The organism is Paracoccus saliphilus (genome assembly GCF_028553805.1).
GTDB classification, from domain to species: Bacteria; Pseudomonadota; Alphaproteobacteria; order Rhodobacterales; family Rhodobacteraceae; genus Paracoccus; species Paracoccus saliphilus.
Genome location: NZ_CP067140.1, coordinates 2,265,406 through 2,285,932, shown reverse-complemented (window position 1 = coordinate 2,285,932; position 20,527 = coordinate 2,265,406). Strand labels below are relative to the sequence as shown.

Annotated in this window: 21 protein-coding genes; 15 read left to right on the top strand and 6 right to left on the bottom strand. The window is 56.7% G+C overall.

Annotated features, from left to right (window positions below; all coding sequences use genetic code 11):
* The first annotated feature begins 12 nt into the window (after window positions 1-12).
* The 5 genes from JHX88_RS10985 (at window position 13) to JHX88_RS10965 (ending at window position 4,516) form a co-directional block, all read left to right on the top strand.
* A complete protein-coding gene (locus JHX88_RS10985) occupies window positions 13-693 on the top strand; it encodes a GntR family transcriptional regulator (RefSeq protein ID WP_076523856.1) in 681 nt (226 codons plus the stop codon).
* A gap of 293 nt (window positions 694-986) precedes the next feature.
* Entirely contained in the window at window positions 987-1,985 is a 999-nt protein-coding gene (dctP, locus tag JHX88_RS10980) for a TRAP transporter substrate-binding protein DctP (RefSeq protein ID WP_176011405.1), read from the top strand.
* A gap of 74 nt (window positions 1,986-2,059) precedes the next feature.
* Window positions 2,060-2,593, top strand: a complete 534-nt coding sequence (locus JHX88_RS10975; RefSeq protein ID WP_076523859.1) for a TRAP transporter small permease — start codon at window positions 2,060-2,062, stop codon at window positions 2,591-2,593.
* A 37-nt stretch (window positions 2,594-2,630) separates the two neighbouring features.
* Entirely contained in the window at window positions 2,631-3,923 is a 1,293-nt protein-coding gene (locus tag JHX88_RS10970; protein WP_076523861.1) for a TRAP transporter large permease, read from the top strand.
* Window positions 3,920-4,516: a glutathione S-transferase family protein gene (locus JHX88_RS10965; protein ID WP_076523863.1), complete on the top strand. Its 597-nt coding sequence runs from the start codon at window positions 3,920-3,922 to the stop codon at window positions 4,514-4,516. The genes JHX88_RS10970 and JHX88_RS10965 overlap by 4 nt, the downstream gene beginning before the upstream one ends.
* A 164-nt stretch (window positions 4,517-4,680) precedes the next feature.
* Here JHX88_RS10965 and JHX88_RS10960 read toward each other — a convergent pair whose 3' ends face one another.
* The 5 genes from JHX88_RS10960 to JHX88_RS10940 all read right to left on the bottom strand — a co-directional run bounded on the left by JHX88_RS10960 (window position 4,681) and on the right by JHX88_RS10940 (window position 9,393).
* Entirely contained in the window at window positions 4,681-5,754 is a 1,074-nt protein-coding gene (locus JHX88_RS10960) for a DUF475 domain-containing protein (protein ID WP_076523864.1), read from the bottom strand.
* A gap of 122 nt (window positions 5,755-5,876) precedes the next feature.
* Window positions 5,877-6,524 carry a 3-oxoacid CoA-transferase subunit B gene (locus JHX88_RS10955; RefSeq protein ID WP_272848266.1) on the bottom strand — a complete coding sequence of 216 codons (648 nt, stop codon included), beginning with the start codon at window positions 6,522-6,524 and terminating at the stop codon, window positions 5,877-5,879.
* A gap of 34 nt (window positions 6,525-6,558) precedes the next feature.
* Window positions 6,559-7,155: a 3-oxoacid CoA-transferase subunit A gene (locus tag JHX88_RS10950; protein WP_272847995.1), complete on the bottom strand. Its 597-nt coding sequence runs from the start codon at window positions 7,153-7,155 to the stop codon at window positions 6,559-6,561.
* 53 nt (window positions 7,156-7,208) lie between these two features.
* On the bottom strand, window positions 7,209-8,402 hold the full coding sequence (locus tag JHX88_RS10945) for an acyl-CoA dehydrogenase family protein (RefSeq protein WP_076523869.1): 1,194 nt from the start codon (window positions 8,400-8,402) through the stop codon (window positions 7,209-7,211).
* 19 nt (window positions 8,403-8,421) lie between these two features.
* Window positions 8,422-9,393 carry a Bug family tripartite tricarboxylate transporter substrate binding protein gene (locus JHX88_RS10940; RefSeq protein ID WP_076523871.1) on the bottom strand — a complete coding sequence of 324 codons (972 nt, stop codon included), beginning with the start codon at window positions 9,391-9,393 and terminating at the stop codon, window positions 8,422-8,424.
* A gap of 441 nt (window positions 9,394-9,834) precedes the next feature.
* Here JHX88_RS10940 and acuI point away from each other — a divergent pair, with 441 nt between their 5' ends.
* From acuI to JHX88_RS10895, 9 genes are all read left to right on the top strand, one after another.
* Entirely contained in the window at window positions 9,835-10,812 is a 978-nt protein-coding gene (acuI, locus tag JHX88_RS10935; protein WP_076523873.1) for an acrylyl-CoA reductase (NADPH), read from the top strand.
* Between the two features lie 10 nt (window positions 10,813-10,822).
* Entirely contained in the window at window positions 10,823-11,173 is a 351-nt protein-coding gene (locus JHX88_RS10930; RefSeq protein WP_076523875.1) for a RidA family protein, read from the top strand.
* Between the two features lie 53 nt (window positions 11,174-11,226).
* Window positions 11,227-11,685 (top strand): tripartite tricarboxylate transporter TctB family protein, encoded by a 459-nt coding sequence (locus JHX88_RS10925; RefSeq protein WP_176011406.1) that lies wholly within the window; start codon window positions 11,227-11,229, stop codon window positions 11,683-11,685.
* 10 nt (window positions 11,686-11,695) lie between these two features.
* Entirely contained in the window at window positions 11,696-13,201 is a 1,506-nt protein-coding gene (locus JHX88_RS10920; protein ID WP_076523877.1) for a tripartite tricarboxylate transporter permease, read from the top strand.
* A gap of 149 nt (window positions 13,202-13,350) precedes the next feature.
* Window positions 13,351-14,928, top strand: coding sequence for a thiamine pyrophosphate-dependent enzyme (locus JHX88_RS10915; protein ID WP_076523879.1), 1,578 nt, complete (start codon window positions 13,351-13,353; stop codon window positions 14,926-14,928).
* Between the two features lie 33 nt (window positions 14,929-14,961).
* Entirely contained in the window at window positions 14,962-15,471 is a 510-nt protein-coding gene (locus JHX88_RS10910) for an MOSC domain-containing protein (RefSeq protein WP_076523881.1), read from the top strand.
* Complete coding sequence (locus JHX88_RS10905; RefSeq protein ID WP_076523883.1) at window positions 15,468-16,421, top strand: PDR/VanB family oxidoreductase; 954 nt, start codon at window positions 15,468-15,470, stop codon at window positions 16,419-16,421. The genes JHX88_RS10910 and JHX88_RS10905 overlap by 4 nt, the downstream gene beginning before the upstream one ends.
* 178 nt (window positions 16,422-16,599) lie before the next feature.
* On the top strand, window positions 16,600-17,088 hold the full coding sequence (locus JHX88_RS10900; protein ID WP_272847994.1) for a helix-turn-helix domain-containing protein: 489 nt from the start codon (window positions 16,600-16,602) through the stop codon (window positions 17,086-17,088).
* Window positions 17,089-17,320: 232 nt separating this feature from the next.
* Window positions 17,321-17,500, top strand: coding sequence for a hypothetical protein (locus JHX88_RS10895; protein ID WP_076523887.1), 180 nt, complete (start codon window positions 17,321-17,323; stop codon window positions 17,498-17,500).
* A 12-nt stretch (window positions 17,501-17,512) separates the two neighbouring features.
* Here the strand turns inward: JHX88_RS10895 and JHX88_RS10890 are convergent, their stop codons facing one another.
* Window positions 17,513-17,743 carry a hypothetical protein gene (locus JHX88_RS10890; protein ID WP_141225767.1) on the bottom strand — a complete coding sequence of 77 codons (231 nt, stop codon included), beginning with the start codon at window positions 17,741-17,743 and terminating at the stop codon, window positions 17,513-17,515.
* Window positions 17,744-17,850: 107 nt separating this feature from the next.
* Between JHX88_RS10890 and mdeB the strand changes: the two genes are divergently transcribed.
* Entirely contained in the window at window positions 17,851-20,517 is a 2,667-nt protein-coding gene (gene mdeB, locus JHX88_RS10885; RefSeq protein WP_076523889.1) for an alpha-ketoglutarate dehydrogenase, read from the top strand.
* Window positions 20,518-20,527 lie beyond the last annotated feature (10 nt).

The window sequence follows — 20,527 nt, the reverse complement described above, 5'->3', positions numbered from 1 at the left end:
GGATGGAATGACATGGATAAGAAAATCGTTCGTCTGAACCTGTCGGCACAACTTTACGAAAGCCTCCGACTGGCACTGATGAACGGTCAGTATGAACCTGGGCACCGACTGACGATTGCCGGTCTTGCCGAGGAATATGGCACCTCTATTACGCCGGTTCGCGAGGCGATTTTCCGGCTTGTTAGCGAGCGCGCGTTGCAGATGCGTGCCGCAACCTCTTTTCAGGTCCCGCGGTTTGACACCGTGCAACTTCTGGAAATCCAGGCAATTCGCCAAGAGCTCGAGGGGCGTGCGGCCTATGAGGCGGCTGCGCGGATCACGCCCGAGGAGTTGGACGAGCTACGCGAGATTCACGCCCGATTCATTGCCGCGGCGGCGCGCGACCCGGCCAAGGCCAGCATTCTGAACCGCAATTTTCATTTCGCGCTGTTGCGCATGTCCGGCATGCCGCTATTGGTTGGGCTTTGCGAGAATATGTGGACATTGATTGGCCCGCTCCTGCGACTGTTCCACATAAGGATGCCTGTGCGTGAAATCGCCAGCGATGAACACAAGCATCACGAACTTCTCGACGCCCTTGCTTCCGGCAATCAGGAGCGCAGTCGAAAGGCCATACAGGAGGACATCGCCTGGGCCGAAGACCTCATCCGTGAGATCGGGGCCGAGCTCTCGGATGGATCAGTTCTCCGATGATACGACGCGTGTAAGCAAAATTCATTCATCTGAACTGATCTTTTCGTCGCCGGCGGGAGCTGGTGGCATGAGAAGATGTGCCCGTAGCCATGTTGTACAATTGAGAGTCATCAATCGGTTTGAAAACCAGCCATATAAACCTCTTGACGCGCGCCACGCATCATGCATCATATATTTAAAAGGAGGATCCGGGCGGTCAAAATATTGGCAGCCGGAAAACGAAGTGCCGGATGGGTGTGGCTCGCCCTGATGCCGGGAAACCGCGCCAAAAATGCGCGTTGGGAGGAGGATCCATGTCCATTACAAGAAAGCAGTTCCTGAAAACTTTTGCTCTTGGTGGGGCCGCGGCGATGTCGGGTCTTGCCGCGCCGACTGTCCTTCGTGCGCAGTCGCCGGTGCTTCTGCGAATGAATCTCGTGGTCAGCAATCAGGACCCGAGTTTCCCCATGTGGCAGGATTTCGGAAAACGGATCGAGGAGGCTGCCGAAGGGACGCTGAAAGTCGAGGTCTACCCGACCGAAACTCTGGGCAAGACCAATGACATGATAGAAGCCGTCTCGCGCGGGGCGCCGATCCTGCAAGACAGCGACCCGACCCATCTCTACAACTACAAGCCCGATTTTGCCGCCATGATGGCGCCCTATCTGGTGAAGAAACCTGAAGATATCGGCACGCTCTGGAATTCGGACCTTGTCCGCGGTTGGGAGGAGGAGGTTCAGGCTCAAGGTATTCGCGTCCTGACCATGACCTATTTCGGAACGCGTCACCTTCTGTCGAATCGTCAAGTCGAAAAGCGTACCGACACCCAGGGGCTGAAAATCCGCAATGCGCCGACCAAGATGTGGAACGAGGTTGGGCGTGTTCTGGGCGGAATCATCACCAATACCGCCTTTTCGGAAGCCTATACCGCGCTCAGCCAGGGCGTCGCGGACGGTGCCGAAAGCCCGCTTTCAGTGATCTATTCGACCAAATGGTTCGAGACCAAACCTTATATCTCGCTTACCGGCCATTTGGTTGCGACAACATCGATCCTGATGTCTCAAAAGGTCTATGACGACCTTCCCGAGGCAGCGCAGAAGGCACTCGATACTGTCGGCCGAGGTTACACCGCTGTCCGACAGCCGCAGATTATCGCCCTCGAGGATGAATATCGCGGCAAGCTGGAAGAGGCGGGTCTGACCTTCAATGACGTCGACCGTGAAAGCTTCTTTGCGGCAGCTGCCGAAACCCCCGACCACTTCCCGGAATGGACTCCAGGGCTTTACGACAAGATCAACGAGATTATCGGTTGAGCAGCAGCATTCGGGGTGGCCGAACAAGAGGCGCCCCGCATCCTACGAACGGCACAAGCCCAGGACGGTATTTGATGACCTATTCGCGTCCCTTGAGCGTACGGACCATCGCGCACAAAGCTGAGCTTTATGTGGCCGGGCTGTTCTTCCTGATCATGCTCGCCGTTGTCATAGCCAATGTCTTCCTCCGATACTTCTTCAGGGGTGGGCTCCTCTTCACCGAGGAGCTGGCGTATATCGGTTTTACCTGGTCGGTCTTCGCTGCGGTCGCCTGGCTTTACCGAACCAGGATGCTGATCTCCGTCGACATCTTCTTCGGGTTGCTCCCGCCACGCCTGCAGCGTGGTCTTTCGATCTTGGTGAACCTCACCCTTTTCGGAGCCAACCTCTGGTTCTGCTGGCTATCCTGGACCTTGGCTGCCGGTGGCTTCGTGCGCAAAACGCCGGTATTGGAGGTGCCTTATTTCTGGATCAATCTCGCACCAATGGTCTCCTTCGGCCTGATGGCTATCTATTCGATGGCCCATCTCATTCGGGATCTGAAGGGCGGACGCTACGGCGCCAATGCTCAGGAACCGGCCGAGTTGAGCGAAGGATCGTCCCTGTGAAACGCATGTGGTCCAAGCATAATCCGAAGGAACTCCAATGACGCTCCTTTCGTTTTCGCCCGTTATCTTGCTATTTTCGCTCTTTGCTCTGAGGGTGCCCATCGCAGTCTCGCTTTTGATGGCAACTGCTTTCTACTTCGGTATGGTCAATACTTTCATGCCAAAAGAAACCATGATCCAGACGATGGTCGCCTCGATGGAGAGTTTTCCCTATCTGGCGATTCCCTTCTTCACGTGCGCCGGGGTTGTGTTCAACTACGCTGGCATCACCCAACGGCTCATGAACCTGGCCAGCCTACTCTTTGGGCATTTGCGTGGAGGTATGGCGCAGGTCAATGTAGCACTGTCAGCCATGATGGGAGGACTATCCGGATCGGCCAATGCCGATGCGGCGATGCAGACCAAGATGATCGTGCCCGAGATGGTACGGCTGGGTTACGATAAGGCCTTCTCGACGGTCGTCACGGCCGCATCCTCCTGCATAACCCCGATCATTCCGCCTGGCATCATTCTCATCCTCTACGCACTCGTGGCGGACGTATCGGTTGCGAGCATGTTCATGGCAGGTTTTCTTCCCGGTTTGTTGCTCTGCGTTGTCTTGATGGTGACCGTGGCGATCATTTCGCGGCGCAGAGGCTATGCCCCTTCACACGAGCGCCGGGCAAGCCTGCGCGAGATTGCCACGCAGCTGGGCAAGAGTATTTGGGCTCTTTTCCTGCCTTTCGGCATCATCATGGGGCTACGCTTCGGGGTCTTCACGCCCACCGAAGCTGGGGCAGTCGCGGTCGTTTATGCCATTTTTGTCGGCGCAGTAATTTATCGCGAACTGAAATGGAGGCATGTCGGCGCGATCATCGAGGAATCCGTGGTGGCAACCGCAGGCGTCATGTTCATCATCTGCGCCGCCAACGCCTTTTCGACCTACTTGACCTGGGAAGGTATACCGCAGGCTTTCTCGGATTTCCTTCTCGTCTCGATACATGATCCCATCATCTTCCTACTGGTTGTTAATGTCCTGCTGCTGTTCATCGGGTTCTTCTTCGAGGGAGGGTCGGCGATTATCCTGATGACGCCGCTGCTACTACCGGTCGCGACACAGATAGGTATCGATCCGGTTCATTTCGGTATCGTCATGGCGGTCAACCTGACCATCGCGGGCTTCACCCCGCCTGTTGGGACGATGATGTTCATCACTATCTCGATCGCCAAGGTTCGGCTCGAGGACTACGTCCGCCATGCCTGGCCCTTTTTCATCGCGCTAGTGGCGGCGTTGCTGCTGCTGACGATGATTCCGACGATATCAATGCTGCTTCCGAGAGTGTTTCTATGAGGGTGCCCTGCCTGTATTTTGCTGCACCCTCGCCCTTCGTTCGCAAGGTCCGCATCGTCGCGCAGGAGGTCGGGCACGAGTTGGAACTGGTCGAGGTCTTCGCCAGCCCCATTACTTTGCATGAGGGCCTGACCAACGCCAATCCATTGGGCAGGATTCCGGCATTACGACTGCCTGGCGGCGAGGTGCTTTACGACAGTTCTGTCATCTGCCGCTATCTGGGTGAGACGACTCCACTTTATCCTAAGGGAATGGCGCTGTGGAGGGCTCTGCGTCGCGAGGCGCTGGCCGATGGTCTGATGGAAGCCGCGCTGCTCGCGCGCTACGAGACGACGCTGCGGCCTGAGCCGATGCGTTGGCCGGAATGGGTGCACGGTCAGATGGACAAGGTCCGTCACGCCCTTGCCGTCATGTGCGATGATGCCCGGCAAGGGAAGACATATGACATCGGCGATATCGCCACTGGATGCGCGCTGGGATATCTCGATTTCCGTTATCCGGATTTGGACTGGAGGGCCGATTTTCCGGAGCTCTCACATTTCGTCGAGAGGATCATGACGCGTTCGGCCTTTCTCGCAACGGCACTTGATTGACACCAAAGGCAGGAGAGAGGAATGACCCTGAACGGTCAGCTGACGGATGGGCCCTTCTAGGCGTCGACCGCCGAAACGCAGATCCGGAACCTCATGACTAATGCGGTTGATCGAAATCCTGCCAGAGACAACCTCATTGGCTATGTATGCGATGGCGATGAACTTCACTTACCCATCTTCTGCCGGTTCCACCGAATGGATGACAGCATGGCAAGGCCAATCAGGGAAGCTCCGAACAGGCCTGTGATGATCTCTGGGATATGTATGATTGCTTGCAGGAACATGACGATCGAGAGGGAGACGACGGCGTAAAACGCGCCATGCTCGAGATATCGATACTCTCCAAGTGTCTGTCTTTCGACCAGCATAATCGTCATTGACCGGACATACATAGCGCCAATCCCGAGGCCGATCGCGATAATGAACAGATTCTGTGTCAGGGCAAATGCGCCTATGACGCCGTCGAATGAAAAGGATGCATCAAGCACCTCAAGATACAGGAACGCCCCCAGTCCGCCCTTTGCCGCCTCGACCGTCAAGCCATTGTCGCTGTCCAGCAGGCTTCCGAGGATTTCGACTGCAAGGAAGGTGAAGATCCCCCAAATTGCTGCGCCAAGGAATACTGTAGTCTGGGTTTCCGTCATGAACCGGGAGAGACCCAGAACGATCGCAAGGACGACTGCAATCTCGATGCCACGGATCGTAGCCGCGCCGCACACGCGTGTTTCCAGCCAGTGTATCCAGTGAATCTCTTTTTCGGTGTCAAAGAAGAAGCTCAACCCGACAAGCATCAAAAACGTCCCTCCGAAAGCGGCAATGGGTAAATGTGCGTCGTGCATGATGTCGGCGTATCGGGCGGGTTCGTAGATCGAAAGAGATATTGCTTCCCAGGGTCCGATACCGGCACTGATGACCACGATCAAAATGGGGAAGACGATCCGCATCCCGAAAACCGCGATCAGGATGCCCCAGGTCAGGAACCGCTTTTGCCATTCCGGCGACATCGTCCTCAACTTGTTCGCATTGACGATTGCGTTGTCGAAAGAAAGGGAGATTTCGAGGACTGCCAGGATTCCGCAGATGAAAAGGCTGAACAAGAGCCCCTCCAGGGTTCCTGTGCTTCTCCACCCGAGAAAGGCGCCGAGCGCAAGGCCGGCTGCGGTTACGAAGAAAGGCCAGCGGAAGTAGAGAAGTGTGGACGACTTTTCAAAGTGGTGCTTAGGAGTTAGCGAGGTCATAGAGGCGCTCTCTTCGCGGCGTCATCGCGTTTCAAGTGCCGACATCACGAAAGCGCCGCGTCTTCCGCCAGAGGGGCCCGGTCACGGGGTGATATGCGGCCCTGAACAGGCCGGGATACAATTCAGGTCACAATGCCGTCTGAGTTGATCGTTCGCAGCGCGGGGGCGGCCGTCAATGTCGCTTCAGTCAATGCCTGAAGATCTTTCAACTCGAGGTCATCTATCATCGCATCGACCACAAGCCCGGCGTCGGTGACCGTGATGAGACACAGGTTGGTGAAAATTCGGCGCACGACTCCGACAGCGGTCAACGGCATTGTGCATCTGGAAACGATCCGGGGGGCGCCATCACGAGTGGTGTGCTCCATCATTACCCAAATTTGACTGGCTCCGACTGCAAGATCGACAGCCCCTCCTACGGCGGGCGGTGCGCCGTCGTCGCGTCCCGTGTTCCAATTGGCCAGGTCACCATCTTCCGAGACCTGGAAGGCCCCAAGGACTGCGACATCGATATGTCCGCCCCGCATCATGGAGAAGGACAGGGAACTGTCAAAGAAGCTTGCCCCTGGCAGGGTGGTGACAGGTTGCTTTCCGGCATTGATAAGGTCGTGGTTTTCCTCACCCTCGGCCGGAGCGGGGCCAACGTTCAGTAGACCATTCTCGCTATGCAGAATGACACCTTGGGAGGCATCCAGGGCGTTGGCTACCATTGTCGGTGCCCCGATCCCAAGGTTCACGAAGCTTTCGGATGGCAGATGATTTGCCACCATGCGGGCGAGTGCGTTTCGAGACAAAGGAGTCATGTCAGGCCTTTAGGATACGGTTGACGAAGATGCATGGGGTGACGATGGCTTCGGGATCCATCGCTCCCGGCTTAACGATGCGCGCGGCCTCTGCTACAGTGACGCGTGCAGCGGTCGTCATAACAGCGCAATGATTGCGTGCCGTCTTGTTGAAGTTCAGGTTCCCGAGCGTGTCCGCATCCCTCGCGCGGACGAGCGCGAAATCTGCCTTGAGCGGGAGTTCAAGCAAATGCTTGCGCCCCTCAACCTCGATGACTTCCTTGCCTTTGGCGAAATCCGTCCCAACGCCGACCGGGCATAAGAAACCGCCAAGGCCCGCGCCACCGGCCCGGATACGTTCTACGAGCGTGCCTTGCGGTACCAGTTCCAGTTCAACATCACCACGTCGATACTGCTCAGTGAACGCCTCCGCACTGCGAGGGTAGGAGCAAATGATCTTGTCGACGACATGCGCTTCGAACCAGCTCGACAAATCGTCACCCGACGTGCCGGCATTGTTCGAAATGACGGTCAGGCCGCGCACACCGGTTTCCAGCACGGCTTTGAGCAACACGCGAGGCAAACCGGCCCCGCCGAACCCGCCAACCATGACGGTCATGCCATCGGATATGCCTGCGACAGCCGCTGCCGCATCGGGAACTACGACGTTCCTCATGTTTTGGCTCCTTGCCTGGAGTTGGAAGAATAGGTCTTTTGAAGCTCACGCCCGATCCGATCTGTCAGGATCTGGCTTGTTCCGTCGCCGAAACCGCCGAGGCGAACTTCGGAGAGATGCATTGTGATGCGATGTGCTTGGGTCGCACCGATCGCACCCATTGCGCTTAGACATCGCTCCAGGCCCCAAATGGCAGTTTCTACCGCAAAGACCTTTGCCTGGGCTGCAAGCGTTACGACATTCCTCATGTTGTCGATCGAACGCGCCGCGTGGATCACGAGTGCCTGTGCGGCTTCGAGACGGGTCGCAACTTCTGCCAGTTGCCAGGATAGACCTTGCTGCTCGATCACCGGCTTGCCGAAGGCGAGGCGGCCCGATGTGTATTCAACGGCTTCCGTCAATCCGGCGTAGAGGGTCGCCACGGCCATGCCTGCGACATGAACCCTCGCGGCGTTGATCGCCTGAAGGGACGTCTTGAAGCCCTCGCCAGGCGGTTGGAGCATAGCCCATTCAGGAAGCACGAAATCATCGAGAAGGAGGTCGGCCAGGCGAAAATTCATCGCACCGGGGAGAGGCAGCGCCGTTCTGGAAACCTGGTTCAGTTCGGGGTCGAGAACAGCGAATGTGCCGATCCCGTTCGGGCCGTTACCGTCATCGACCTTGGCCATGACCGAAAACATCCCGGAAATGGTGCCATTAGTGATCCAACGTTTGCGCCCGTTGAGCTTCCATCCGCCGGAAACCCGCGTAGCCACAGTTTCTATCGCAGGAAGGTCCGATCCGGCCTGGGGCTCCGACATGGCTGGCGCCGACAAAAGGGAGCCAGTCATCATATCGGGCAAAAGATTTCTTTGTTGGAGGTCCGAACCGTCGCGAGCGATGCGCGCGACGGTTCCCTGGAGATTGTTTATCGCGAAGGCTGCCGCAAATGATTTTGTCGCCATTTCCTGGGCGACACGAACTTTGCAAGCAAAGCTTGCCCCAAATCCTCCTTGAGATTTGTCCACCATCAAGCCGAGCATTCCAAGCTTGGCCCAGTCGTCGATCATCGCCGGATCAAACGCTCGATGTTCCAGGTAGGCAGTGTGCACTTCCCGAGCGAACTGGCCTGCACAGAAGGCCCTGGCGCGATCAACGATCGCTTGCTCGTCCTGACTAAGCACGGCATCGAAAGAAGCAAAGAAGGTCATTGCGGTCAGCCTTTGGCGGTTACTGTTTTTTGAAATCGACCTTCGCGGCCCAATCGGCCCAGAAGGGGATCTCTTCAGCAACTTCGGCAGAGAGTGTCTCCGGCGTGCTGCCTTCGACCGGTACGGCACCGATCGTCACAAGCTGATCAAGATAGCCCTCATTGCTGTTCATCCGGTCCAGCGCATCTCCGATGACCTCGAGCGTGTCTTCCGGCGTGCCTGCCGGGGCCGCAATGCCAAACCAAGGTGAGATTTCCAATTCTGCTCCACCAGCTTCACTGACGGTGGGCAGATCCGGGAAGGTGGCGGAGTGCTTCTCGGAGGCAACGGCGAGGGCGCGTAGTGAGCCCGACCGGACGTGTTCAGCAACTTGTGATTCCGTGAAGAAGGCCACTTGGATCACGCCGGATAGCAAGTCGATCAACGCAGGGCCGCCACCGGAGTAGTTGATGAAAGTCATCTCGGTACCGTTGCTCATGTCGAACAGGGAGGACGCAATGTGCGATGACGCCCCAAAGGTGCCGCCGGTGTTCAATTCGCCCGGGTGCTCCTTGGCATAGGCAATAAGTTCTTCGACGGTCTTGGCCGGAGTTTCGGGATTTACCACCAGAAGGTTGCGCTGTTCTGCGACCTTGCGGATGTATTCGAAATCAGTAACAGGTTCGTAGGGAACATCAATTCCCAAAGCCTTTGCCCGCGTCAGTGCAGATTGCACCGCCACGAGCAGCGTATATCCGTCCGGCTTGGCCTTTGCGACGGCGTTGGAGCCGACCACACCGCCTGCGCCGCCTTGGTTCACTACGACAACGCTTTGCCCTAGCTCCTTGGACAAGTTCTCTGCGATGACCCGTCCGAGAATGTCTGTCGGTCCGCCGGGCGGAAATCCTATAACGAGATCGACGGGCTTTGACGGATAGTCGGCGGCAGTTGCCATTGGGGCCGTCAGTGCTGCCGTCGCCGTCAATATTGCTGCAAGCATTGTGTTTTTCATGATGGTGAACCTCTCTGTTGTGTTGGTCGCCTGCCTGTTACGCGGCAGCCGTTGCGTCAGGACACAACATTAGGACACATGTGTCAATAAGGACAATGCAGGTATGCCCCAAAGGCTTGACGAGGATGAGGGTGTGCACGGTTGCTAGGGCCTTCAATCTCGGAATTATATATATCATTTATTATCAATGTATTGATTGTGTTAAAGCAATCGAAGGGGTAGTGCTCACATCGGGAGCGGAAGGTCGATTTTTCCTCTCGGGCACTTTTTCCTTGCTTCTATATTGTCGACCGATGTAGGCATTATCATCAGATAATATGTCATTAGTGACACTAGTGTCATTTGGTTGTGCGCATCATGACCGTCGGCTCGTAACAACTTTAAACGCGCGCTTGCCGGGATCAAAAATGCGCGCGCCGACAGTGAAATTGGAGGAAGTACATGAAAGCCATAATCCTGACCAAAGATCCTGAATTCGAAGCAAAAGTCAGCCAACTCGACCAAGGTGACCTGCCAAAGGCGGATGTGCTGGTGGATGTTGAATATAGCACGCTGAACTACAAGGACGCGCTGGCGATCACCAATTCAGGGCCTGTCGTCAGAAGCTATCCGATGGTCCCGGGGATTGATTTCGTTGGCACTGTTCGCCGCTCGGACAGTGATCGGTTCGCCGTCGGCGACCGGGTTCTTCTCAATGGTTGGGGGGTAGGTGAGAATCATTGGGGTGGGCTGGCTCAGAGCGCCTGCGTCCACGGCGACTGGCTGATACAGATGCCGGAAAGTCTTTCATCAAAACAAACCATGGAGATCGGGACTGCTGGCTATACGGCAATGCTCTGCATTCAGGCCCTTGAGCGTTTTGGCGTGAAACCGGCAGACGGTCCGGTCCTGGTTACTGGTGCAGCCGGTGGAGTTGGAAGCTTCGCGACCTATTTTTTGTCGAAGAAAGGCTTTGAAGTTCACGCCTCGACAGGTCGTTCCAACGAGACTGAATACCTAAGGCAGCTTGGCGCGACGGAGATCGTGGATCGGGCCACCCTGTCAAGCGCTGGCAAGCCGCTTCAGAGGGAAAGATGGGCCGCCGCTGTCGACAGCGTCGGAAGTCACACTCTTGCCAATGTCTGTGCCAGTATCAAGGCGGATGGAGCGGTTGCGGCTTGCGGTATGGCGCAGGGGCTCGACCTTCCCGGTTCAGTCGCCCCCTTCATTCTTCGGGGAATTGCGCTTTTCGGGATCAACAGTGTTACACGTCCCATTCATGAGCGTGAAGGTGCCTGGGCCGAGATCGCGCACCTGTTGGATGGGCAGATCCCGGGAGACATCACCAAGACCATTGGACTTGGAGATGTGATCCCGACCGCAGCCGAAATCATCAAAGGAAATCTCCGCGGCCGGGTGGTCGTGGATGTAAATAAATGAGGAGTTCGCCATGACCATCAAACGTATCAATGCCGGATCGCGCATGTCTGACGTCGTGATTGCCGGGGGAATTGCATATTTTTCCGGGATTGTCCCGACAGATACCTCTGGTGATGTCGCTGAGCAGACGACGAGCGTATTGGATCGCATCGACGTGCTGCTCGCCGAGGCGGGGCTGGTCCGCAGTAACATTCTTCGGGCCGAAATCTACCTGGCCAATATCGTTGATTTTCCCCGCATGAACGAGGTCTGGGACAGCTGGGTCACGGCTGGCGAGACGCCGTCCCGCGTCACGTCCGAAGCGAAACTCGCACGTCCTGAAATCAAGGTTGAGATTATGATCACAGCACTCGCGAACTGATCGCGAAAGAACGGCATCTTAAACGCTGCGCGCGACCGACAGTGGAGATTACATTGAACACCATCAAGAATACCTCAGACTTGACGACCGGTCTTGTCTTTACCGTATTGGGACTCACTTTCACGATACTCTCCGACTGGAGTGCATTTGGCACTGCTGTGCGAATGGGACCCAGTTTTTTTCCCATTATTCTCGGCTGCCTACTGGTAGTGATCGGGGTTGCTTGCCTGCTACGGTCGCTGAAAGTCGAAGATGTAGGCCTGACTCCGATCGCGAGGAAGGCAATTCTGCTCATCCCGCTGAGCGTGGTGTTCTTTGGGCTTGTCGTGCGTGGGCTGGGTTTCGTGCCAGCCGTAGCTGGTGTCACTATCCTATCTTTTACCGCAAGCTCGAGGTTTCGACTTGGCACAGCGCTGATCGCAGCAACCGTTTTGGTCGTCTTTACGTCGGCTGTCTTTATCTATGGTCTCAAACTTCCGCTGCCGCTTTTCGGCGAGTGGTTGGGCAACTGAGGGGCAGACGATGGAACTCTTCTCTCATCTTCAGCTCGGATTCGAGACGGCGCTGTCCATGCAGAACCTTCTCTACTGCTTCATCGGCGTGTTCTTCGGCACCCTGATTGGGGTGTTGCCGGGACTGGGTCCGACAGCGACCATCGCAATGCTGCTGCCCACAACCTTCGCTCTTGAGCCGGTCTCCGCCCTCATTATGCTCTCTGGCATCTATTATGGGGCACAATACGGCGGCTCAACGACCGCGATCCTTATCAATTTGCCAGGTGAGGCGTCATCCGTAGTGACAGCCATGGACGGTCACGCCATGGCCCGACAAGGGCGTGCGGGTACTGCACTGGCGGCAGCTGCAATAGGCTCGTTCATTGCAGGAACCGTCGCAACCGTGCTCCTTGCACTTGCGGCGCCTCCTCTGGCAAAGGTTGCGCTGAGTTTCGGGCCGCCTGAATATTTCTCACTGATCGTTCTCGGGTTGATCGCTTCGATCGTTTTGGCTCATGGCTCGCTGCTTCGCGCTTTCGGAATGATTCTTCTGGGGTTGTCGCTTGGATTGATCGGGGTTGATGGCAATTCCGGCGCGACCCGGATGACCTTCGGCATCACCGAATTCTACGACGGTCTCGATTTCGTCGCGGTCGCGATGGGGATGTTCGGGCTGGGCGAGATTATCAGGAATCTCGAACACGAGGGTTCGCGGGTCGCATATCACAAGCGTGTCGGAAGCCTGATGCCGACCCGGGAAGACTGGAAGCGCATGGTCGCGCCGATTTTTCGCGGAACGTTAATCGGATCTGCGCTTGGTGTTTTGCCCGGCGGTGGTGCACTGCTGTCGTCATTTGCCGCCTATTCGCTTGAGAAGAAGGTTTCTCCGCATTCGTCGGAATTCGGAAAGGGAGCCATCGAGGGGGTCGCTGCGCCTGAAGCGGCAAACAATGCTGGATCCCAGACATCCTTCGTTCCGATGCTGACACTCGGCATTCCGTCGAACTCCGTCATGGCGCTGATGATCGGGGCGATGATCATTCAGGGCATTCAGCCTGGGCCGTCTGTCATGCAGAACCAGCCGACGCTCTTCTGGGGAATCATTGCCTCCATGTGGATAGGGAACTTGATGCTGGTCATCATGAACCTGCCGCTCGTGGGCGTTTGGGCCAAGCTGCTCACCATACCGTATCACTTCCTGTTCCCCGGAATCGCGGTGTTCTGCTCGATTGGCGTTTTCTCGATGAATGGGTCGCCATTCGACGTTTTCACGATGGCCGTTTTCGGGGTCGCTGGATACCTTTTCGTCAAGATCGGATGCGAGTTGACCCCGCTTTTGCTGGGGTTTCTGCTCGGACCGATGCTCGAGGAATACTTGAGGCGCTCGCTCACACTGTCGCGTGGAGACTTCGCCGTTTTCGTTGATCGCCCGATCAGTGCTGGCCTGTTGGCATGTGCACTGGCGATTCTCGCGATGCTTTTGATGCCTTGGTTCAAGAAGACCCGCGAAGAGGCGTTCGTCGAGGAGGAGTAACCCCGAACTTACTGTTCGGGGCGATACGGGTCGCCCTGAACACCTTTCACCCAACCTCGAGGAACGCCGAAAAACCTTGCCGACCAAGGACCACAATGTCGAACCGGTGACTAGATGTCTCCATGTTCTCAATATCGCGGAATATAAAGATGACCAGATACAGGATTGCAGATCTCATCGCCGAAACGATCCGACTCAATGGAGGCGACCGTGCCTTCAGCGTGCCCGGGGAAAGCTTCCTTGGATTGTTGGATGCGTTGCGCGACATGGATGACATCGACGTGGTGACCTGCCGTCACGAAGGTTCTGCAGGGCTTGCCGCTGTGGCGGATGCAAAACTCACAGGCAGGCCTGGTGTCCTGATGGTCAGCCGAGGACCTGGCCTGTTCAATGCCGGGCTTAGCCTTCACGTGGCTCAACAAGAGGCCATACCCATGCTGGTCTTCGTCGGACAGGTGGACCGTGGCGACCTTACCCGCGGCGCAGTGCAGGAAGTGGACGGCGGTCGGGCCTTTCTGAGCACCGCGAAATGGCACACGAGGCTGGATCGGGGAGACCGTGCTGCAGAACGGCTCGCTCGCGCATTTGCCGTCAGCCAGACCGGCACTCCGGGGCCCGTTGTCATCGAATTGCCCGAGGACGCCTTGCTGGATGAGGTGAATGACCAGGCCACCGCTTTCCGCTTGCCGCGGCCTGGCCCGACCCTTGCCGAGGTCGAAGAAGTTGTGCACATGATAACGCATGCTCGCAAGCCTTTGATTTTGGTTGGTTCAGAGGATCGCTCGTCCGAATTTCGCAGCTCGATCCTGGCCGTCGCGGAGGCATTTAATATCCCCGTCATGGCGACCAACAAATGCCAAGACCAGTTTCCCAACACGCATCCGCTCTGGGCCGGGCAGCTTGGTTTTTTTCCGACTGAAGCGAATAAGGCAAAGATGGAAGCGACGGATCTCCTTATCGCAGTTGGGACCCAGATGGGCGATCTGGATACACTGGGGTATAGCGCGCCTTCGGCGGCTACACCTGTCATTCACGTTTTTCCCGATCAGGGGCCTCTGGCACATCTTCGCGGTGCGACTCTGCCGGTCTTGTCGGGAAGCAGGGCCTTCCTGATACCGTTGGCGAACAAAGCACCAATCGAGCTTCCTGATCGCCGGACCTGGTTGAAGGAGATTGCCCGGTTACAGTCGACACCGACCACCCCGTCAAAGAGCGACATCTGGTCCACAAGTGTCGCCATGATAGCCCAATGCGCAGAGATGGATGCGGTGATCACGACAGATAGTGGCAATTTCGCTGCTGCTGTTCATGCGAACTTCCGATTCAATCCCGAGATGATGCTACTCGGGTCGGCCTGCGGCGCGATGGGAACAGGAGTGCCCTCGGGCCTGGCCGCGGCGCTGCGGACACCAGGGCGGCAGGTTCTGGCGTTTTGCGGTGACGGAGGGTTCGCGATGACGGGACTGGAAATGGCCACAGCCGTCGATCGTGCCGTCAATCTGAAGGTGATCGTCTGTAACAACGCGAGCTTCGGAACGATAGCTCAGCACCAGGAGCGGCAGTTTCCCGGTAGGGAATATGGGACGAAGCTAGCGGCTATCAACTTCATGGCTCTCGCGCAGGCTTTCGGCTTTGCAGGGCACCGGATCTCGCGCCTGCAGGAGGTCGCCAATCTGCAAGAGATTATCGCGCGGCCCGAGATCGCCATCATCGAGATTCTGGCCTGAGGCCATGAGCCATTCCTCTGAAAGGAGTTCAACATGACAATCCGCGAAACCCTCGAGACCCTGACCGATGCGACATGGTCAGGTGTGGTGTGCCATCTGCACAAGACGCCCCGGGCGTTCCTGCCAATGAAAAATTTCGAGACACTCCAACTTGTCGCAGGCAGGGGCATCGAAGGCGATCGTTACATGATCGGCAATGAAGCGGGTTTCTATTCGCACAAGCCTGAAGACGGACGTCAGGTCACGCTATTTGAGATCGAGGCGCTGGAAGCGATCAGGCGTGATTACGGCATCGAGATTGCTCCAATTGAGCATCGCCGGAATGTGACGGTCCGGGGTGTTCCCCTGAATCACCTCGTCTTCAAGAAATTCTGGCTGGGTGAGTGCCTGCTGGAGGCGACCCGCCTTTCCACGCCGTGCAAGCATATCGAGGAAATTCTGGGCAAGCCGGTCTTCGATCCGATGGTGCACAGATCCGGCCTGAACTGCCGCATCCTTCAGGGCGGCACAGTCAAGGTCGGCGACACGGTGAGGCCCGTATGACGCCAAAGCCAATTCGTACCGTCTCGACCGTAATCCGGCATACCAGCGAGCCTATCCCCGGCATCAGGGTTATGGTGTTACAGGATGAGGATGGTTGGGAACTCCCTCCATTTCGCCCCGGAGCGCACATCGATATTCATCTGGAGAAAAGGTTGGTGCGGACCTACTCTCTCTGCAATGCGCCACATGAGAACGATCGCTACGTTATCGCTGTCAAACGAGAAGAAATGGGGCGTGGCGGTTCCATTTTCGTTCACGACAGGCTTGCCGTCGGACAGCATTTGCAAGTCTCGCTTCCCCGCGGTGGCATGGAGGTTGATCCGCAAGAGATGAATATTTTCATCGCGGGCGGTATCGGCATCACTCCGTTTTGCTCGGTCATAAGGGATATGGAATATCGCGGTCTCGCCAACTACCGGCTCTACTGGTCGAGCAATGGTCCGGCCTGCCTACCGGAAATGATACAACCTGCCGTTGATGCGGGTCGGGTCGACATTGTGAACACGCTCACCGCACCGATTCCGGATATCAGCGAGCAACTCGCGCGGCATGAGAACGGCATTCGCGCCTTCTGCTGTGGGCCCGCTCCGATGCTCGACGCTTTCGACAAGGCTGTCTCTGACTGGCCCGAAGAACGATTTCATGTGGAGAGGTTTACGCCGGTCAGAATTGCGTCAGACCCGAACGCAAAGCCGTTCACCTTGGTGTTGGCGCGGAGCGGACGACAGCAGGTCGTGGAGCCTGGGGACAGCATCGTCGAAGCTCTCATCGATATGGACGCCGACATTTCCTTCTCTTGCGAAGGCGGCATCTGCGGCCTGTGTCGGACGCGCTGGATCGAAGGGCCTCCTGTTCATAATGATCGCATTCTAACAGCGGAGGAGCGTGCGCAGGACGTGATGATATGCGTCGCCGGCTGCAAAGGGCCGCGTCTGGTGATAGATGCATGATTGTGGATGTGGGTCGAAAATCTGGCTCACATAACTCGAAGGGTTCACTGGTCGGAGTGGAAGTGGTTGGACTTTCTCACCAATATGCGAATATATCGCGCACTCCAAGCGAATGGTCTGATCTCTAATGTCCCTACTTCTAAAAAAAGTTCGTCTTCAGCACGGTATGACGTTAGAGATGCTCGCCACCAAAACCGGCCTCACGAAGAGCTATCTTTCGAAGGTCGAGCGCGGTCTCTCTAAACCGTCGATCGAGGTCGCCCTCAAGATTGCCAAGGCATTGAACGTGTCGGTCGAGGCGCTTTTCTCTCATGATCACCAAGACGGAAAGTTCGGCATCCAGCGCGCTGTCAATGGTGTCTCTGGCGATCCCGAGAGTTATCTTTCGCTTGTCGGAGGGTTGCACCCTGCTTCCAGAACTAGGGTTTTCATCGTTCGACCGACGATTGCCTCGAGCCGCAATCGGCTTGTTAGCCATCACAGTGGGGAAGAGATACTCTTTGTTCTGAGGGGACAGGTTGAGGTCAAGATAAATGGTCAGACCGAAGTGCTGAGACCGGGTGACTGCGCCAGCCTCGATCCGGAAAGCCCCCACAAACTATCGCCTGTGAGTGATGTTCCGACAGAAGTTCTGGTCGTCGTTTCTTCGAGTGAAGAAGACAACTAATGCCGGAGAGATGTCAGTGCCTCAAGTCGTGCTCTTTGCAGATGCTGCGTCTCGCATAGCCTCACCGACGATGGTGTGACCTCTCTCTAAGAGCCTGATCTAAAATGATTCGGGTGAATTCAGCGGCTTATGATTCTGTTCGGTTGCAAAGCTGAACGGAGATCACAATGGCCTGGACTGAGCTCACCCGCCTCCAGCATGCCCGAACGGGAGACGTTTGCTGCGGCACGTGATGTTCCAGGCTGCGCTGGTCGCCACCCATCACAACCCGGTCCTGAAACCTTTTGCTGATCGCCTACGCAAGGCGGGCAAACCGCACAAGGTCATCATTACCGCCGTGGCCCGTAAACTCGTGACCATCGCGAATGCTCTGTGCAAATCACGCCAATCCTGGGCAGCACAAATCACCTGACAGATACAGTTGCTAAGGGAGGCCCTTCACTTGCCAGGTTCCATCAGAAAATTCCAGACCGGCTTGCAATGAATGGGCACTAGAGCTGGCTTGAAAGTCACGTGCCACAGCTGGCGTCAGAATCGAAAAACAAGTATGGGACAGTACGCTGACTTTGAAGAAAATAAGCCCGGCAATCCCCGCATCTCCCAACAGCAACCATAGGTATTCTTGATTGTTTCGAGCGGCGGTGGTCAGTTTCACGCCGACTTCCAGCAAAAATATTCCGCAGGGGGGCTCTAAAAGCCAGAAAAAAAGTGGCCCTCCGGACTATTTTGTTCCGGCTGATCGAAAACCGAGGGCGGAGAAAAATGCTGAAAAAGACATTCATAGACCAAGATGCAATCGAAACAGGTGAGTGGCTTGAAGCATTCGAAGCGTTGGCCCAGGAAGGGGGAGGTGAGCGTGCGAGGTTTGTGCTGGATCTCATTCAGGAGAAAGCCCGCCTTATTGGCGTCGCAACGAACAATCTTCCATATTCCGCCTATCGCAATACGATTCCCTTGCCGCAACAACCAAAATTTCCTGGCAACCTTGAGATGGAGGAGCGAATAACATCCATCATCCGCTGGAACGCATTGGCCATGGTCGTTCGGGCAAACAAAGCATATGGGGAGTTAGGTGGCCATATTGCGTCCTACGCTTCGGCGGCGGAAATCTTTGAGATGGGGTTCAACCATTTCTTTCGAGGACGTACCGAAACCTTCGACGGTGACTTGGTGTATTTTCAACCGCATTCAGCTCCGGGTGTTTATGCGCGTGCCTTTCTTGAAGGCCGACTGAGCGAGGTAGATATTTCCAGCTATCGTCAGGAATTTCCTGGCAAGGGGCTTTGTTCCTATCCGCACCCGTGGCTGATGAATGAATTCTGGCAGCTGCCAACAGGGTCCATGGGGATCGGGCCTTTGTCGGCGGTCTATCAGGCACGCTACATGCGGTATTTGCAGGCGCGTGGATTGGCGGACACACAGGAGCGCCATGTCTGGGGGGTGTTCGGTGATGGCGAAATGGATGAGCCTGAGTCGATTGCGGGTCTGACGCTAGCGGCGCGGGAAGGACTGGAAAACCTGACCTTCATTGTGAACTGCAATCTCCAGCGTCTGGACGGGCCGGTCCGCGGCAACGGCCAGATCATTCAGGAACTTGAGGCCCTGTTTGTCGGTGCGGGTTGGAACGTGATCAAGGTGCTTTGGGGATCGGAGTGGGACAGCATCTTCGCGCGCGATACCAACAACGTGCTGCTGCGCCGCTTCGCAGAAACCGTGGACGGGGAATACCAGAACCTCGGTTCCAAGGAGGGCGATTATAACCGCTCCAAATTCTTCGACGTCGACCCGGAAAGTGCGGCCCTAGTCAGCCATCTGTCTGACGATGAAATCCACAAGCTCAAGCGTGGAGGGCATGATTTCAAAAAGCTTTACGCAGCTTTCGCGACGGCGAAGGCCCATAAGGGCCGTCCGACTGTCATCCTGACCAAGACCAAGAAGGGTTATGGTATGGGCGGCAGCGGCGAAAGCCGAATGATGGCACATCAGGCCAAGAAGCTGGACGTTGATGCGCTGCTGGCGTTTCGGGACCGGTTCAACTTGCCGCTGACCGACAAGCAGGTTGAGGCGCTGGAATTCTACAAGCCTCCTGAGGACAGCCCGGAGCTGCGCTACTTGCAAGCCCGCCGTGCCGATCTCGGCGGCTATCTGCCGAGGCGTTTTCCAAACGCGGCCACAAGCGCGCCGAAGCGCCCTGAACTTGCGAAATACGCCAAGTTCGCTCTGGCAGCGGATGGCAAGGAGATGTCAACCACAATGGCTGCCGTGCGGATGCTCGGCGGCCTCCTGAAAGACAAGGAATTCGGTCCGCGTCTGGTCCCGATCGTGGCGGATGAGGCGCGTACATTCGGTATGGATAACCTATTCCGTCAGGTTGGCATCTACGCGCCCGAGGGACAGCTCTATGAGCCCGAGGACTCCGGCTCGATGATGTACTACAAGGAATCGACTGATGGTCAGCTGCTTGAAGAGGGTATCACCGAGGCCGGGGCGCTTTCCAGCTGGACTGCGGCGGCGACGTCATATTCGCTGCACAACACTGAGATGCTCCCGGTCTATATCTATTATTCGATGTTTGGCTTCCAGCGGGTTGGCGATCTGATCTGGGCGGCCGCCGACCAACGGGCACGGGGTTTCCTGCTTGGCGCGACGGCAGGACGCACAACGTTGTCGGGCGAGGGGCTTCAGCATCAGGATGGGTCAAGCCACATGATGGCGGCGTCCATTCCGAACTGTCGTGCCTATGACCCGGCATTCGCCTATGAGCTTGCCGTGATCATGGAGTACGGCATGGGCCGGATGCTCGATGAGAAACGGGATGAGTTCTTCTACATCACCGTAATGAACGAGAACTATGCCCAGCCGTCTTTGCCGGAAGGCGTCAAAGACGGGATCATCCGAGGCATGTACAAGTTCGTCAGCCGGGGTAAGACTAAGGCTCCGCATGTGCGCCTTGTCGGCTCGGGCACTATCATGATGGAGGTGCTGGCAGCGGCCGAGATCCTTGAAAAAGACTATGGGATCGCAAGCGACATCTATTCGGCGACATCGTTCACCGAACTTGCACGCGAGGCAGCCTTAGTGCAGCGGCAGAACCGTCTGGGGGCTGTGAAGAACCCGGCGAAGAGTCATGTGGAGACCTTGCTTTCAGGAACCGATGCGGTGATTGCCGCGAGCGATTATGTCCGCGCCTTTCCGCAGCAGATCGCGCCCTATATCGATGCGACCATGACAGTGCTCGGCACCGACGGGTTTGGCCGGTCGGCCAACCGCAAGTCGTTACGCCGCTTCTTCGAGGTGGATCGCCAGCATATCGCACTGGCCGCCATCGAGTCGTTGGTGCGTCAGGGGAAGCTGGACCATTCGTTTATCGGCAAGGCGATTTCCGAGCTTGAGGTTGACGTAGAGGCCGCAGCCTCCTGGACCGTATAACGGAGACGCA

Bases quoted from the DNA above. Each gene is read 5' to 3' on its own strand.
- JHX88_RS10985 (WP_076523856.1), top strand. From the start codon at position 13: ATGGATAAGAAAATCGTTCGTCTGAACCTGTCGGCACAACTTTACGAA.
- dctP (WP_176011405.1), top strand. From the start codon at position 987: ATGTCCATTACAAGAAAGCAGTTCCTGAAAACTTTTGCTCTTGGTGGG.
- JHX88_RS10975 (WP_076523859.1), top strand. From the start codon at position 2,060: ATGACCTATTCGCGTCCCTTGAGCGTACGGACCATCGCGCACAAAGCT.
- JHX88_RS10970 (WP_076523861.1), top strand. From the start codon at position 2,631: ATGACGCTCCTTTCGTTTTCGCCCGTTATCTTGCTATTTTCGCTCTTT.
- JHX88_RS10965 (WP_076523863.1), top strand. From the start codon at position 3,920: ATGAGGGTGCCCTGCCTGTATTTTGCTGCACCCTCGCCCTTCGTTCGC.
- JHX88_RS10960 (WP_076523864.1), bottom strand. From the start codon at position 5,754: ATGACCTCGCTAACTCCTAAGCACCACTTTGAAAAGTCGTCCACACTT.
- JHX88_RS10955 (WP_272848266.1), bottom strand. From the start codon at position 6,524: ATGGTGGCAAATCATCTGCCATCCGAAAGCTTCGTGAACCTTGGGATC.
- JHX88_RS10950 (WP_272847995.1), bottom strand. From the start codon at position 7,155: ATGACCGTCATGGTTGGCGGGTTCGGCGGGGCCGGTTTGCCTCGCGTG.
- JHX88_RS10945 (WP_076523869.1), bottom strand. From the start codon at position 8,402: ATGACCTTCTTTGCTTCTTTCGATGCCGTGCTTAGTCAGGACGAGCAA.
- JHX88_RS10940 (WP_076523871.1), bottom strand. From the start codon at position 9,393: ATGAAAAACACAATGCTTGCAGCAATATTGACGGCGACGGCAGCACTG.
- acuI (WP_076523873.1), top strand. From the start codon at position 9,835: ATGAAAGCCATAATCCTGACCAAAGATCCTGAATTCGAAGCAAAAGTC.
- JHX88_RS10930 (WP_076523875.1), top strand. From the start codon at position 10,823: ATGACCATCAAACGTATCAATGCCGGATCGCGCATGTCTGACGTCGTG.
- JHX88_RS10920 (WP_076523877.1), top strand. From the start codon at position 11,696: ATGGAACTCTTCTCTCATCTTCAGCTCGGATTCGAGACGGCGCTGTCC.
- JHX88_RS10915 (WP_076523879.1), top strand. From the start codon at position 13,351: ATGACCAGATACAGGATTGCAGATCTCATCGCCGAAACGATCCGACTC.
- JHX88_RS10910 (WP_076523881.1), top strand. From the start codon at position 14,962: ATGACAATCCGCGAAACCCTCGAGACCCTGACCGATGCGACATGGTCA.
- JHX88_RS10905 (WP_076523883.1), top strand. From the start codon at position 15,468: ATGACGCCAAAGCCAATTCGTACCGTCTCGACCGTAATCCGGCATACC.
- JHX88_RS10900 (WP_272847994.1), top strand. From the start codon at position 16,600: ATGCTCGCCACCAAAACCGGCCTCACGAAGAGCTATCTTTCGAAGGTC.
- JHX88_RS10895 (WP_076523887.1), top strand. From the start codon at position 17,321: ATGTTCCAGGCTGCGCTGGTCGCCACCCATCACAACCCGGTCCTGAAA.
- mdeB (WP_076523889.1), top strand. From the start codon at position 17,851: ATGCTGAAAAAGACATTCATAGACCAAGATGCAATCGAAACAGGTGAG.